General features: G+C 74.1%; 13 protein-coding genes. 4 read left to right on the top strand and 9 right to left on the bottom strand.

Features of this window, described 5'->3' with window-relative positions; all coding sequences use genetic code 11:
- On the top strand, positions 1-694 hold a 694-nt coding region (locus tag AB0J52_RS12135), incomplete at its 5' end, for an aromatic prenyltransferase (protein WP_500181615.1).
- A 92-nt stretch (positions 695-786) separates the two neighbouring features.
- Here the strand turns inward: AB0J52_RS12135 and AB0J52_RS12130 are convergent.
- From AB0J52_RS12130 to AB0J52_RS12105, 6 genes are all read right to left on the bottom strand, one after another.
- Positions 787-2,232: a sensor histidine kinase gene (locus AB0J52_RS12130; protein WP_500181614.1), complete on the bottom strand. Its 1,446-nt coding sequence runs from the start codon at positions 2,230-2,232 to the stop codon at positions 787-789.
- A 241-nt stretch (positions 2,233-2,473) separates the two neighbouring features.
- Positions 2,474-2,809 carry a YidH family protein gene (locus AB0J52_RS12125; RefSeq protein WP_500181613.1) on the bottom strand — a complete coding sequence of 112 codons (336 nt, stop codon included), beginning with the start codon at positions 2,807-2,809 and terminating at the stop codon, positions 2,474-2,476.
- Between the two features lie 43 nt (positions 2,810-2,852).
- Entirely contained in the window at positions 2,853-3,431 is a 579-nt protein-coding gene (locus tag AB0J52_RS12120; RefSeq protein ID WP_500181612.1) for a DUF5709 domain-containing protein, read from the bottom strand.
- A gap of 58 nt (positions 3,432-3,489) precedes the next feature.
- Positions 3,490-4,539 (bottom strand): NAD-dependent epimerase/dehydratase family protein, encoded by a 1,050-nt coding sequence (locus AB0J52_RS12115; protein WP_500181611.1) that lies wholly within the window; start codon positions 4,537-4,539, stop codon positions 3,490-3,492.
- Positions 4,540-4,600: 61 nt separating this feature from the next.
- Positions 4,601-5,164 carry a DUF4142 domain-containing protein gene (locus tag AB0J52_RS12110; RefSeq protein ID WP_500181610.1) on the bottom strand — a complete coding sequence of 188 codons (564 nt, stop codon included), beginning with the start codon at positions 5,162-5,164 and terminating at the stop codon, positions 4,601-4,603.
- Positions 5,165-5,370: 206 nt separating this feature from the next.
- Complete coding sequence (locus tag AB0J52_RS12105; RefSeq protein WP_500181609.1) at positions 5,371-5,796, bottom strand: hypothetical protein; 426 nt, start codon at positions 5,794-5,796, stop codon at positions 5,371-5,373.
- Between the two features lie 295 nt (positions 5,797-6,091).
- Here AB0J52_RS12105 and AB0J52_RS12100 point away from each other — a divergent pair, with 295 nt between their 5' ends.
- Positions 6,092-7,129, top strand: coding sequence for an NAD(P)H-dependent flavin oxidoreductase (locus tag AB0J52_RS12100; RefSeq protein ID WP_500181608.1), 1,038 nt, complete (start codon positions 6,092-6,094; stop codon positions 7,127-7,129).
- 23 nt (positions 7,130-7,152) lie between these two features.
- Positions 7,153-7,566 carry an SDR family NAD(P)-dependent oxidoreductase gene (locus AB0J52_RS12095; RefSeq protein ID WP_500181607.1) on the top strand — a complete coding sequence of 138 codons (414 nt, stop codon included), beginning with the start codon at positions 7,153-7,155 and terminating at the stop codon, positions 7,564-7,566.
- A gap of 39 nt (positions 7,567-7,605) precedes the next feature.
- Here AB0J52_RS12095 and AB0J52_RS12090 read toward each other — a convergent pair whose 3' ends face one another.
- Complete coding sequence (locus AB0J52_RS12090) at positions 7,606-9,234, bottom strand: acyl-CoA dehydrogenase family protein (protein WP_500181606.1); 1,629 nt, start codon at positions 9,232-9,234, stop codon at positions 7,606-7,608.
- Between the two features lie 160 nt (positions 9,235-9,394).
- On the opposite strand from AB0J52_RS12090, the gene AB0J52_RS12085 reads away from it, so the two are divergent.
- Positions 9,395-10,054: a DUF1707 SHOCT-like domain-containing protein gene (locus tag AB0J52_RS12085; RefSeq protein ID WP_500181605.1), complete on the top strand. Its 660-nt coding sequence runs from the start codon at positions 9,395-9,397 to the stop codon at positions 10,052-10,054.
- A 115-nt stretch (positions 10,055-10,169) separates the two neighbouring features.
- Here AB0J52_RS12085 and AB0J52_RS12080 read toward each other — a convergent pair whose 3' ends face one another.
- Entirely contained in the window at positions 10,170-10,430 is a 261-nt protein-coding gene (locus AB0J52_RS12080; protein ID WP_500181604.1) for a DoxX-related protein, read from the bottom strand.
- A 14-nt stretch (positions 10,431-10,444) separates the two neighbouring features.
- Positions 10,445-11,929 carry a flavin-containing monooxygenase gene (locus tag AB0J52_RS12075; protein ID WP_500181603.1) on the bottom strand — a complete coding sequence of 495 codons (1,485 nt, stop codon included), beginning with the start codon at positions 11,927-11,929 and terminating at the stop codon, positions 10,445-10,447.
- Between the last annotated feature and the right edge of the window lie 106 nt (positions 11,930-12,035).

The raw sequence follows: 12,035 nt of genomic DNA, 5'->3' as shown, positions 1-12,035 counted from the left end.
CGCCGGGCTGCTGGCCGCCGACCACCCGCTGATCGGCCTCATCTCGTCCTGGAGCGCCCTCTACGGCGACGCGTCCACCGAGCTCGTCGACTTCGACGCCGGGCACGGGATCGCGAAGACCTGGGTCTTCCTCGGAGGCATGCGTCCCCTCGGGGAAGTGCTCGGCGCGCCAGGTGTTCCGGACGGTTTCCGCAAGCACGAGAACCGTTTCCGCGCACTGGGACTGACATCCGTGCGCCATGTGGCGGTCGACTATCAGCGGAACACCGCGAACCTCTACTTCCGCACCACCCGGAAAATCACCTCTGACGAGGCCGAGCGCATCATTTCCCTCACGGACGGAAAGCCGCCGGCCCCGTCCCTCTTCTCGGACATGCGCGAGTTCACCCCGCCCGACGGCTACACCCTCAACGTCACCATGGGCCTGGCCGACGGCGGCATCCGGCGCGTCGGGTTCTACGCCCTGCGGCTCCCGGCGGGCCGCCTCCCCGCCGTCGGCGACCGCCTGACCTCGTTCTTCCGCGCCTCCCCGTCCCGCGACGACGAGGAGATGAACGCCGTGGCCTGGTCGTTCGGCCCCGGCGGCGAAAACTACGTCAAGGCCGAGCACAGCTACTGCGGCGGCCTGGTCGACCTGATGAGGTCCTGGAACAGCCCGATGACCGCCGTCCAGGGACCGGCGCGCCCTGGCTGAGCGCCCGCTCCGCGCGGGACACTCGCCGCCGTGATCGGCAAATCTCCGGGCCTCCTGGCCGGCGAGGTCGTCCTCGTCACCGGCGCGGGCCGTCAGATCGCGTCGGGTTCGCGGCCGGTGGGCGGGGCCGCGGGGACGGCCTCGGACGGGGCGAGGGGGAGACGCATGACCAGGCGGGCGCCCCGCGGGCTGTCCTCGGCGCTCAGCTCGCCGCCGTACATCCGGGCGATCTCGCGGGCGATGGGGAGGCCGAGCCCGGTGCCCGCCGGGTCGCGGCGCTGGGACTCGGCGAGCCGCGCGAACCGCTCGAAGACCCGCTCGCGCGCCTCGGGCGGGATGCCCGACCCGTCGTCGCGGACCTCCAGGACGGCCTCGCCGCCGTCCTTCTCCAGGATGACCTCGATGCTCGTCTCGGCGTGCCGTTCGGCGTTGTTGAGCAGGTTGCCGAGGACGCGGCTCAGCCGGATGGGCGCGCCCAGCACGGTCACGCCGTCCTCCAGCCGGGTCGTCACGGGCACCCGCCAGGGCCGGCCTCCGACCTCGCGGCGGACCACCCCGGTGAGGTCGACCGGCACCCGGGCGCTGGGGGACTGGGAGTCCAGCCGGGACAGCTCCAGCAGGTCCACGACGATGTCGTTGAGCCGGCCCGCGTCCCGCAGCGCCCCCCGGACCATCGGCTTCCAGTCGTAGTCGTCCGGCTCGTCCAGCGCGACCTCCAGCCGGGTGAGCAGGCCCGCGATCGGGTTGCGCAGGTCGTGGGACGCCTCGGAGACGAACCGGCGCTCCCGGTTGCTGGACTTCTCCAGCTGCTCCAAAGCGGCGTTGACGGTGACGGCCAGCCGCTGGATCTCGCCGCCGGTGCCCGGCACCGGCACCCGCCGGCTCAGCCCGGCCAGCCCTGCGCCCGTGATCTCCGCGAGCTGCCGCCGGATCCGCTCGACCGGGGTGAACGCGCTCCCGATCGTCCGCCACGTCCACCAGGACATCAGCAGCAGCAGGGCGAGCGCGACCGACCCGACCTCCAGGTACAGCACCGGGAGGGTCTGCTCCGCGGGGATCGCCTCGGCGACGTACACGAACGGCGTGCGGGGGAACCGCGGCCCGCCGACGCGCATCCCCACCAGCTCGACGCAGTCCGGCAGGTGCTTCGGGCACGCCGTCCTGCCGATCAGCAGTTCTCCGGCGCGCAGCGGGTGCGGGTTCAGCGGCGGGCCGCCGCGCAGCTCGGGCGACGAGGCGGAGACATGGCCGTCCGGGTCGACGATCTGGACGAGCTCCGGTTCGCCGGGACGCGGCGTCAGCGCCAGCGCCTCCTGGCCGAGGGTGATGTCGTAGACGACGCGTTCCAGCGTCCGGTAGGCGTGCTGCCGCGCCGCCGACCGCCCCGCGTACGCCAGCAGCTGTGCCGACAGGATCGTGCACAGCGCCAGCACCGACCCGGTCAGCACCACGGTGATCACCGTGGCCCGGCCGCGCACGGAGATGAAGACCCGCGCCGACCAGCGGCGCAGCCGACCGTCGCCGGCGTCCTCGTCCACGCGTCCTCCGCACTGTGCCGGGTCGTCCCAGCGCTGATCGCACGCGAATGCCAGAACGGGGTGACCGCTTCTGTCTAACGGACGGAGCGGCGCGCTTCGAGCCGCCCGCAGCCATATTGCGGAACCATTGAGCCCGGTTGACCCGACCCCACCGGCCGCCCCACCGGCCGACCCCACCGGCCGACCCCACCGGCCGCGCGCCCGCACCGCGCCGCCGGCGGGACCCGGCCGCGTCCGGAGGTCAGGACAGCGCCAGCAGCGCGGCGAGCCCGATCCCGATGGTGACCGTCAACGCCAGGAAGACCGGCGGCAGGCGGTGCCCGGGAAGCTCCGTCCCGGCGCGGAGCGCCTGCTCGTTGAGCTGCCAGCGCCGGTACACGAACGGCGTCATCAGGATGCCGCCGAGGACGGCGAGCGCGACGGTCAGCGCCCGCAGCCATTCGAGTCCGTGCCCCACCCGGAGCTGGGTCAGCGCGACGCCGCCCACGACGAACGCCAGGCACGTGCGCATCCAGGCGAGGTAGGTGCGCTCGTTGGCCAGCAGGAACCTGGCGTCGGGCTTCTCCTCCACCACCATGGCATTCCCGCGCGGCCCGGCGGCGACGCGCCGATCGTTCCGGTCATTCCGGGTCGACGCGCATCGCGGACTCCTCGGCGGTGAAGCCCCCGGTGTCCGGGCCGACCTCGGACGCGGTCTCGTCGGGGTCGTCCACCTCGTGGGCGCCCTCGTCGGGGGCGACGAGCCTGCCCGCCGGACGGGGCTCCTCCCAGACCTGCCCGGACGGCTCCTCCGGCTGCGCCGCCGTGGTCTCCGCCGCGCCCTCGTCGGGCTCGAAGCCGGTGTCCAGGTCCGAGCCGGGCCCGAGGCCGCCCTCGTCGGTCACCGCCGCGTCCGCCGCCTCGGCCTGCGCGGTCTCGGGCTCGGGCCGGCCCTCGTTCTTCGGGCGCAGCCCGGTGGCGCCGAACTTCGGCTGCTCCTCGGGCTCCTCGCGTTCGAGCCGCTGCTTCACCGGTTCGCCCTGGCGCTGCTCCTCGGCCGTGGTGCCGAACTCGTCCAGCGCGACCGGCCGGTCCGCCGGGACCGTCTCCTCCTGCGGATCGACCGCCCGCTGCTGGCCGGGCGTCCCGTTCTGGAGGTCGGGGATGCCCTCGTCCTCGAGCCGGGAGCGGGGGTCGGGCTCGGGTACATGTCGTGCCATGGTCGGCTCCTCTCGTTCGGTCGGTCAGGTCGTTCGATCGGGCAGGTCGGCCGGTGGGTCAGGGCCTGCCGCCGACCCCGGTGCGGAACTCGTGCGACCGGAGCGGCCCGCCGGTGCCGGGGGACAGCGGCGGCGTCGGCATTCCGGTGCCGTCGCGGAGCCCTTCGAGGAACTCCGCGAGCGCGTCCCGGGAGGTGTGCGCCGGCGTCCAGCCCAGCTCGGTCCGGGCCCGCGCGGTGTCCATGATCGGGACGCGCAGCGCCAGGTCCAGCAGTTGCGGCGACGCCGGGACGAGCCGCAGCGCCCAGGCGGTCGCGAGCGCGGTGCGCACGCCCCGCAGCGGGAGCCGGACCTTGCGCGCGCCGAGCATGTCCGCGAGGAGGTCGGCGTCCACGACCGGGTCGGCGGCCAGGTTGAACGCCCCGCGGACGTCCCCCAGCGCCGCCGTCCGGAACGCCTCGCCGGCGTCCGCCGAGTGCAGCGCCTGGAAGCGCAGGCCGGGCAGGTCGGGCACGAACGGGATCAGGTCCGGGCGGGCCAGCCGCCCCGGCAGCAGCGGGCCGGCGAACAGCCGCCGCTGCCCGACCGACGACTCCCGCTTGAAGATGAACCCGGGCCGCAGCCGGACGACCCGGCACGCGGGATGCGCGGCCTCGAACGCGTCCAGCATCCGCTCGACGTAGGCCTTCTCCCGCCCGTAGGCCGCGGTGGGCCAGCCGTGCGTGGGCCAGCTCTCGTCCACCGCCCGGTCCTTGGGGGCGGGCGAGTAGGCGCCGACGGACGAGGAGTACACCAGCGCCGGGACCCCCGCCTCGGCGACCGCGCGCAGCACCCGGGCGCTCCCCTGGACGTTGGCCCGCCACGTCACCGTCGGGTCGTGGGTGGGCTGGAACAGCCAGGCCAGGTGGACGACCGCGTCGGCGCCGCGCAGGATCGGGACGAGGTCGGACTTCGCGACGTCCGCCTCCGTCCACTCGACCTTGGCGGCGTCCCACTCCGGCCGCCGCCGCGCCACCCCCACGATCGACGTGACCTGCGGGGCTGCGCTCAGCGCCTGCACGGTGCTGGTTCCGACGTTGCCGGTGGCGCCGATGACAACGATGCGCATGCGTCCGTCACCTCCTCATCGGCCGTCCGGCTCCGGTGGCGACCGGGCCGGGCGGCCCTCGCTAGTGCTGCTGCTGCTTGAGCATGGTCAGGTGCTTCTGCATCACCGGCGCCGCCTGCCGGGCCAGCGCGACGACGCCGGGGTCGGACCCGTGGGCCGCCTCGTTCTGCGTCGCCGCGATGGCCTGCTCGTGCGCGGTGATCATGGCCGAGACGAACTGGTTGTCGAAGGTCGATCCGGTGAGGGCGCCGAGCTGCTGCTGCTGCGCGGCCTGGTCGGCGGTGGGCCCGGTGGGCAGTTTCACGGCCAGCCGCTCGGCGGTGCTCGTGACCATCTGGTCCATCTGGGTGTGGTCGTTCAGCAGCGTGGCGCCCTCGTTCTGGACCTGGGCGCTGCCGCTCTTGTCCTTCGCGAGCTGCCCGGCCTCGATCTCCGCGACGTTGCCCTGGTGGGCCGTGGCCAGCCAGGACCGGTCCTGCGCGGAGAGCTGCTCGGTGGGCGGGTGCGAGGACGGGAAGGTGTGCTTGGCCGCCTGCTTGCCGGGGCCGTCGTAGGCCCCGCACGCGGTCCCCGCGCACATGATCGCGACGGCGGCCATCACCGCCGGCCACCGGGTGACGGACATGATCCGATCTCCTCACTCGTCGCAACGCCTACCGTCCCGCCTAGGGGTCTGACCTGCACGCAGGTTCTAAACACGGCGGGCCCCGGACACGCCGACGGCCGCCCGTCCACCTGCACCGTGGACGGGCGGCCGGTCAAGGGATGTGGCGGCCGATCAAGGGATGCGGAGGAGGCCCCGCCGGATCGGGACCGGCGGCGCCGCGGGCGTCAGCTCGCCGCGATGAACTGGTGGTCGGTGCGGATCCGGCCGTCGCCGTCCAGGGCCAGGACGTCCAGCCCGCCGCCGACGGCCTTCCCGGTGGCCGTCTCCACCATCGACCACCGGACGGCCAGGACGTCCGCCATCAGCGCGACCGACTCGGCCGCCGCCTCGAAGACGTGCTCGCCGGGCTCGACGAACATCTCGTAGGCCCGCGTGACCCGGGCGTCCAGGGCCGCGTGCCCCCGGACCTCCAGCGGCGGGACGGGGAACGCCAGCGCGGTGGCGGCGTCCCGGATCTCCTGGGGCGGGTCCACCAGGACCTGGATCCCGTCGTCCGTCCACAGCTCGCGGACGAGTTCGCTCCGCCGCGCCGCGTCGGGCTCGTTCCAGAGGGCCGTGTATCGCTCTGCGAGTTCGGTTCGGTTGCTCATGGCCCTCAGTCTCCGGACGGCAGGGCATCGGCGCGATTCCCTCCAGGGAATCGCGCCGCCGCACCGGTCCGTGTCTCATCGACCCCGTGCCTGGCGGCGGTTCCCGGCGTGAGGGAGGGGAGCGGCACGGCACCTTGATCAGACCGCCGTGGGCGAGCGGGTACTCACCCGTCGGACTCGTGTGGCTTCAGAGGCTTCCGGGTATCTCCGCAACCGTGCCCGGCGTTCCGGACACGCCCGGTGCGGATCACCCGACCGGCTTCACGGTCACCGCCCGGATCCGAAAGGAAGGATCATGGGGATCCTGTCCACCAGAATCACCGAGAGGTTCGGCGTCGAGTACCCGTTCGCCTGCGCCGGAATGGCGTTCGCGGGCGGGACCCCGGACCTGGCCGCGGCGGTCACCGCGGCCGGCGGGATCGGCGCGGTGGGCGTGGCGCTGCTTCCGCCGGACGAGCTTCGCCGGATCATCGGCGAGATGAGGCGGCGGGTCGGGACGGCGCCGTTCAACATCAACCTGATCTCGTACTTCGACACGGCCGAGCAGGTCCGCGTCTGCGCCGAGGAGCGGGTGCCGGTCGTCTCCTTCCACTGGGGGCACCCGCCGGCCGACCAGATCGAGCGGCTGCGCGCGGCCGGGGTCTCGGTGTGGGAGCAGGTGGGGTCGGCCGAAGCCGCCGAGCGCGCCGTCGCCGGCGGGGTGGAGGTCGTCGTGGCCCAGGGCTGGGAGGCCGGCGGTCACAACTACGGCGGGCTGCCCACCATGGTGGGCCTGCCCGCGGTCGTCGACGCCGTGGGGGACCGGGTGCCGGTCCTCGCCGCGGGCGGGATCACCGACGGCCGCCAGGTCGCCGCGGCGCTGTGCCTGGGCGCCGACGGCGTCTGGGTCGGGACCCGCCTGGTCGCCTCCGCGGAGGCGCAGGTGCATCCCGAGCAGCACCGCCGGATGATCGCCGCCCGGGGCGAGGACACCGTCCGCTCCTCGGTCTTCGGGCCCGAGTGGCCCGGCTTCAACCCGATGCGCGTGCAGCGCGACCGCGTGGTGGCCGAGTGGGACGGCCGCATGGACGAGGTCCCGTCGGAGCGCGGTTCCCTCGACCAGGTCGGGACGACGGTGGTCGGAGGCGAGCGGGTCGTGCTCCGCAAGTTCAACGTGCTGCCGCCGACACCCGCGACCGAGGCCGACTGGGAGGAGATGCCCTGGCTGATGGGCCAGGGCGTGGGCCTGGTCCGCGAGGTCGAGCCCGCCGGGGAGATCGTGCGCGGCATGATGGAGCAGGCCGAGCGGGTGCTGGTCCGCGCGGCGACCGGGCGGGGCCGGGGGACGCCATGACCTCCCCCGGCCCGAGGACCGCGGTGGTCGGGACCAACCTGGCCGGGTTCTTCCACCTCACCCGGGCGGCCGTCCCGCACATGCTCGCCCGGGGGTCCGGCCACATCGTCGCCGTCACCTCCAGCCTGGTCGACAACGCCGACTCCCGGGTGCCGTCGGTGCTCACCTCCCTGACCAAGGGCGGCCTGCAGTCGGCCGTCAAGTCCCTGGCCATCGAGTTCGCCGCCCGCGGCGTCCGCGCCAACGCCGTCTCGCCCGGCGTCATCGACACCCCGATGCACCCGCCGTCGCGGCTCGACGCCCTCGCCGGGCTGGTTCCGGCGGGCCGGTTGGGAGCGCCGGGCGACATCGCCGGCGCGGTCATGTACCTGGAGACCGCCCCCTACGTCACGGGCGTGGTCCTGCCCGTGGACGGCGGCCAGAGCGCAGGCCACTGACCGGGCCGGGGGCGCGGCGGGCGGCGCCACCCGGGGGCGCTAGGGGATCTTGGGGGTGGCGCGGTCGATGAGCGGGGTCAGGTCGAGGCCGGGCGGGAGGGTGCCGAAGGCGATGCCCCAGTCGCCCGACAGGCGGGTGGCGCAGAAGGCGTCGGCGACGGCCGGGTGGCCGTGCCGGACGAGCAGGGAGCCCTGCAGGACCAGGGCGAGCTGCTCGGCGACGCGGCGGGCGCGCAGCTCGATGGTGCCGAGGTCGGTGAAGGAGTCCTTGGCGCGCCGGACGGCGTCGTCGAGGCGGGCGTCCGCGCCCGCCGCCAGCCCGACCTCGGTGAAGAACGCCTCGACGGTCTCGGGCTCCTTCGCCATCGCGCGCAGGATGTCCAGCGCGGCGACGTTGCCCGAGCCCTCCCAGATGGAGTTCAGGGGGCTCTCGCGGAACAGGCGGGGCATGCCGGAGTCCTCGACGTAGCCGTTGCCGCCGAGGCATTCGAGGGACTCGGCGGCGTGGGACGGCCAGCGCTTGCAGACCCAGTACTTGCTGACGGCGAGGGCGAGGCGCTTGAAGGCGGTCTCGGCCGCGTCGCCCCGGACGGACCGGTCGGTCGCCCCGGCGAGCCGCGTCATCAGGACGGTCGCGGCCTCCGACTCCAGCGACAGGTCGGCGAGGACGTTGCGCATCAGCGCGTGCTCGGCGAGGTACCGGCCGAAGGTCATGCGGTGCGCGGCGTGGTGGGCGGCCATGGTGACGCCCGCGCGCATGCCGGAGGCCGCGCCGATCACGCAGTCCAGGCGGGTCATGTTGACCATCTCGATGATGGTGCGGACGCCGCGCCCCTCCTCGCCCACCCGGTAGGCGACGGCGTTCTCGTACTCGATCTCGGACGAGGCGTTGGACTTGTTGCCCAGCTTGTCCTTCAGCCGCATCAGGCGCAGCGGGTTGAGCGTGCCGTCCGGCAGGACGCGCGGGACCAGGAAGCAGGTCACGCCCGCGTCGGTCTGCGCGAGGGTGAGGAACAGGTCGCACATCGGGGCGCTGGTGAACCACTTGTGACCGACGAGCGTGTAGGTGCCGTCCGGGTGGAGGGTCGCGCGGGTGGTGTTGGCGCGGACGTCCGAGCCGCCCTGCTTCTCGGTCATCGACATGCCCGCGAGCAGGGCGTTCTTGGTGAGCGGGGCGCGCAGGCCGTAGTCGTACTCGGGCTTGGCGAGCAGCGGCTCGTACCGCGCCGCCAGCTCGGGGGACTGGCGCAGCGCCGGGACGGCCGCGTAGGTCATCGAGATCGGGCAGCCGTGCCCGGCGTCGACGCGCCACGCGTAGAACTTGGCGGCGCGGGCGACGTGCGCGCCGGGCCGGTCGTCCGCCCAGGGCGCGCCGTGCAGCCCGTGGGTGACCGCGACGTTCATCAGCTCGTGCCAGGCCGGGTGGAACTCGACCTCGTCCACGCGGTGGCCGTAGCGGTCGTGGGTGCGCAGGACCGGCGGGTTCTCGTTGGCCAGCCGGCCCCACTCCTGCGCCTGCGCGGTCCCGGCCAGCAGGCCGAGCTCGTGCACCTCGGGCAGGGCCCAGGCGGCGTCCTCGCGGGCGAGGCCGTCGAGCAGCGCGGGATCGTCCGCGACGTCGTGCCCGATCATCGGCGGGACCTGGTTGAACACCTCGTGGGTCGGCACGGCGGGCTCCTCACGGACGGACGGGCACGGGCCCCCGATCTTACAGAATCGGATCAGGTGTAGGGAAGATGTAGCACCGGTCGGGGTCCTCCCCGGGGCGGGGTGGATCTCGTCCCCCCGGTGGATTGTTCGGCGGTCGCGGGGGCATAACGTCGGAAGCATGAGTCAGCCCACCCCGCAGCAGGCGCGGACTCCCGCCGCCGCGCCGCCTGCGCAGCCCTCGGAGCAGCTCCGGGAGCCGGCGCCGCGGTCGGCCCGGGAGCCGGGGATCCGCGCCTCGGACGCCGAGCGCGAGGCGGTCGTCGAGCATCTCCGGGTCGCCTCCGTGGAGGGCAGGCTGACGTTCGCGGAACTGGCCGAGCGCACCGGGGCCGCCTACGCGGCGGGCACCCGCGCCGCCCTGGAGGCCGTCGTCGCCGACCTCCCCGGGATGGGCGCGCCGCGTCCGGCCCCCGCCCCGCTGCTGAAGAGCCGCCGGTTCAGCGCCGTCCTCGGCGACGTCACCGAGCGCATCGTCGGGCGCGTCGACGCCGAGCTGGAGATCCTCGCCGTCCTCGGCGACGTCCGGGTGGACCTGCGCGCCGCCCAGGTGCCGACCGGCACCGTCGACCTGGTGGCGAACGCCGTGCTCGGCGACGTCACCGTGATCGTCCCCGCCGGGGCCGTGGTGGAGCTGACCGGGCACGCCGTCCTCGGCGACCGCCGGGTGTCCGCGCGCCGGGAGCCGGCGGGCCCGCGCATGCCGGTCGTCCGCATCCGCGCCAACGCCGTCCTCGGCGACATCAAGATCGTGGACGAGGAGCCGTCCTCCTGGTGGTAGCCGCCGCGGCGGTCCCGTCCGGGCGCCCGCCCCGATGAACGAGAAGAGCCGGTCTCCCCGGGGGGAGACCGGCTCTCGCGCGGACGAGGCCGGCGTGCGGCCCCGAACCTCCCGCTCAGGCCTCCTGGCGGTGCTGGGCGACGCGCGCGCCGAGCCAGCCGAAGTAGGCGGCGACGCCGACCAGGCCGGCCTTGCGCGTCCGCTTCATGGTGAGGGCGAGGCCGAGCGCCAGCTCGGTCGCGCCGTTCCGCTTGATCCAGACCTCGGTGTCCTGCGGGAAGCCCGCCCGCGAGATCGGCTCGAAGATCTGGGGCGCGGCGAAGTGGGCCGCGCCCGTGGCGGCCAGGGCGATTCCGGCCTTGCGGAGCAGAGCCATTGGGGGACGTCCTCTCATCGGGTGAACTCGTAGTCGTCGAGATCGAAGGTGCGGGCTCGGCGCCAAACGTACAGACCGGACTGCGGCCGGATGTACGGCGCCTCCCCGCGTTTGTCGAAGTAGTAGGAGTTGGACCGGGCGCAGCTCGGCTGGGCGAGGATCGTCCCGCGCATCCGCCGCCGCATGTCGGCGGTGAACGCGTCGTGCGGCCCGGTCCGCACCGCGACCCGCCGCGCCCGCCGGCGGCGCGCCTCCGCCACCACCCGGACGATGTGCGTGGTCCCGGCCTCGATGATCGAGAACCAGGACGCGCCGGTCACCGTGTACGGGCCGTTCATCATCCAGAAGTTCGGCGCGAACGGCACCGACAGGCCCTCGTAGGCGTGGTACCGCTCGCGGTCCCAGTGCTCGCCGAGCTCGACGCCGCCCAGCCCGACGACCGGGAACGGCGGCGTCGCGCCCGGCTCCAGGATCTTGAACCCGGTGGCCAGGACGAGCGTGTCGGCGGGCCGCTCCACACCGTCCTCGGTGACGATCCCGGACGCCGTGACGCGCGCGATCGGGTCGGTGACCAGCTCGACGTTCTTCCTGGTGAAGGCCGGGAAGTAGCGGTTGGAGAACGAGGGGCGCTTGCACCCGAAACCGTAGCGCGGGGTCAGCTTGCGGCGGACCGCCCGGTCCGGCACCTGCCGCCGCAGGTGCGCCCGGCACAGCAGCTCCGCGCCGCGCACCAGGAACGGCGCCTTCCCGTAGTGGACGATCCCGAGCACCATCACGACCTCGGACACGGCCGTCGTCACCAGCCGGACGAGCCGCTGCAGCGGCGGGAGCAGCCGGAACAGCCGCCGCACCGGCCGGGGGATCGCGAAGTCCACCTTCGGGAGGACCCAGATGGGCGTCCGCTGGTACACGTCCAGGTGCGCGGCCCGGTCGGCGATCTCCGGGATGACCTGGAGGCCGGACGCGCCCGTCCCGATCACCGCGACCCGCTCGCCGCGCATGTCGTGGCCGTGGTCCCAGCGCGCGGTGTGCACGACCTTCCCGGCGAACTCCGCGAGCCCCGGGATGTCGGGGTCCTTGGGCTGGTCGAGGGGCCCGACCGCGCACACCAGGAACCGCGCCTCCAGCTCGCCCGCCTCATCCCCGGAGGTGGAGACGCGCCAGCGGTCCGCGTCCGCGTCGAAGACGGCCTTCTCGACCCGGGTGTTCAGGCGCAGGTGCGGGCGCAGGCCGTACTTGGTCGCGCAGCGCTCGGCGTACGCGCGGACCTCCTCGCCCGGCGCGAACGCCCGCGACCAGCCGGGATTCGGCTCGAAGGAGTAGCAGTAGGTCGAGGAGGGGATGTCCACGGCCACGCCCGGATAGGTGTTGTGCCGCCAGACGCCGCCCACGCTCTCCGCCGCGTCCAGGATGACGAAATCGCGGATGCCGCGCCGCAGCAGCTGGATGCCGACGCACATGCCGGAGAACCCGGCCCCGACGATCACGATCTCAGGCATCGCGCCCCTCCCGTCCCGGCCCCGCCTGCCCGTCCCGTGCCGCCCGCTCATCCCGTCCCTGTGCCGCCCGCTCGTTCCGTCGCAGTGCCGCCTGCTCGGCGACGCG

Source organism: Spirillospora sp. NPDC049652 (assembly GCF_040675125.1).
In the GTDB taxonomy this organism is placed as follows: domain Bacteria; phylum Actinomycetota; class Actinomycetes; order Streptosporangiales; family Streptosporangiaceae; genus Spirillospora.
Note: the sequence above shows the minus strand (reverse complement) of the source record. Positions and strands in the feature narration are given on the sequence as shown.

Excerpts from the sequence above, each read along its gene's own strand:
- AB0J52_RS12125 (WP_500181613.1), bottom strand. The coding sequence starts at position 2,809 with ATGGTGGTGGAGGAGAAGCCCGACGCCAGGTTCCTGCTGGCCAACGAG.
- AB0J52_RS12120 (WP_500181612.1), bottom strand. The coding sequence starts at position 3,431 with ATGGCACGACATGTACCCGAGCCCGACCCCCGCTCCCGGCTCGAGGAC.
- AB0J52_RS12115 (WP_500181611.1), bottom strand. The coding sequence starts at position 4,539 with ATGCGCATCGTTGTCATCGGCGCCACCGGCAACGTCGGAACCAGCACC.
- AB0J52_RS12110 (WP_500181610.1), bottom strand. The coding sequence starts at position 5,164 with ATGTCCGTCACCCGGTGGCCGGCGGTGATGGCCGCCGTCGCGATCATG.
- AB0J52_RS12105 (WP_500181609.1), bottom strand. The coding sequence starts at position 5,796 with ATGAGCAACCGAACCGAACTCGCAGAGCGATACACGGCCCTCTGGAAC.
- AB0J52_RS12100 (WP_500181608.1), top strand. The coding sequence starts at position 6,092 with ATGGGGATCCTGTCCACCAGAATCACCGAGAGGTTCGGCGTCGAGTAC.
- AB0J52_RS12085 (WP_500181605.1), top strand. The coding sequence starts at position 9,395 with ATGAGTCAGCCCACCCCGCAGCAGGCGCGGACTCCCGCCGCCGCGCCG.
- AB0J52_RS12080 (WP_500181604.1), bottom strand. The coding sequence starts at position 10,430 with ATGGCTCTGCTCCGCAAGGCCGGAATCGCCCTGGCCGCCACGGGCGCG.
- AB0J52_RS12075 (WP_500181603.1), bottom strand. The coding sequence starts at position 11,929 with ATGCCTGAGATCGTGATCGTCGGGGCCGGGTTCTCCGGCATGTGCGTC.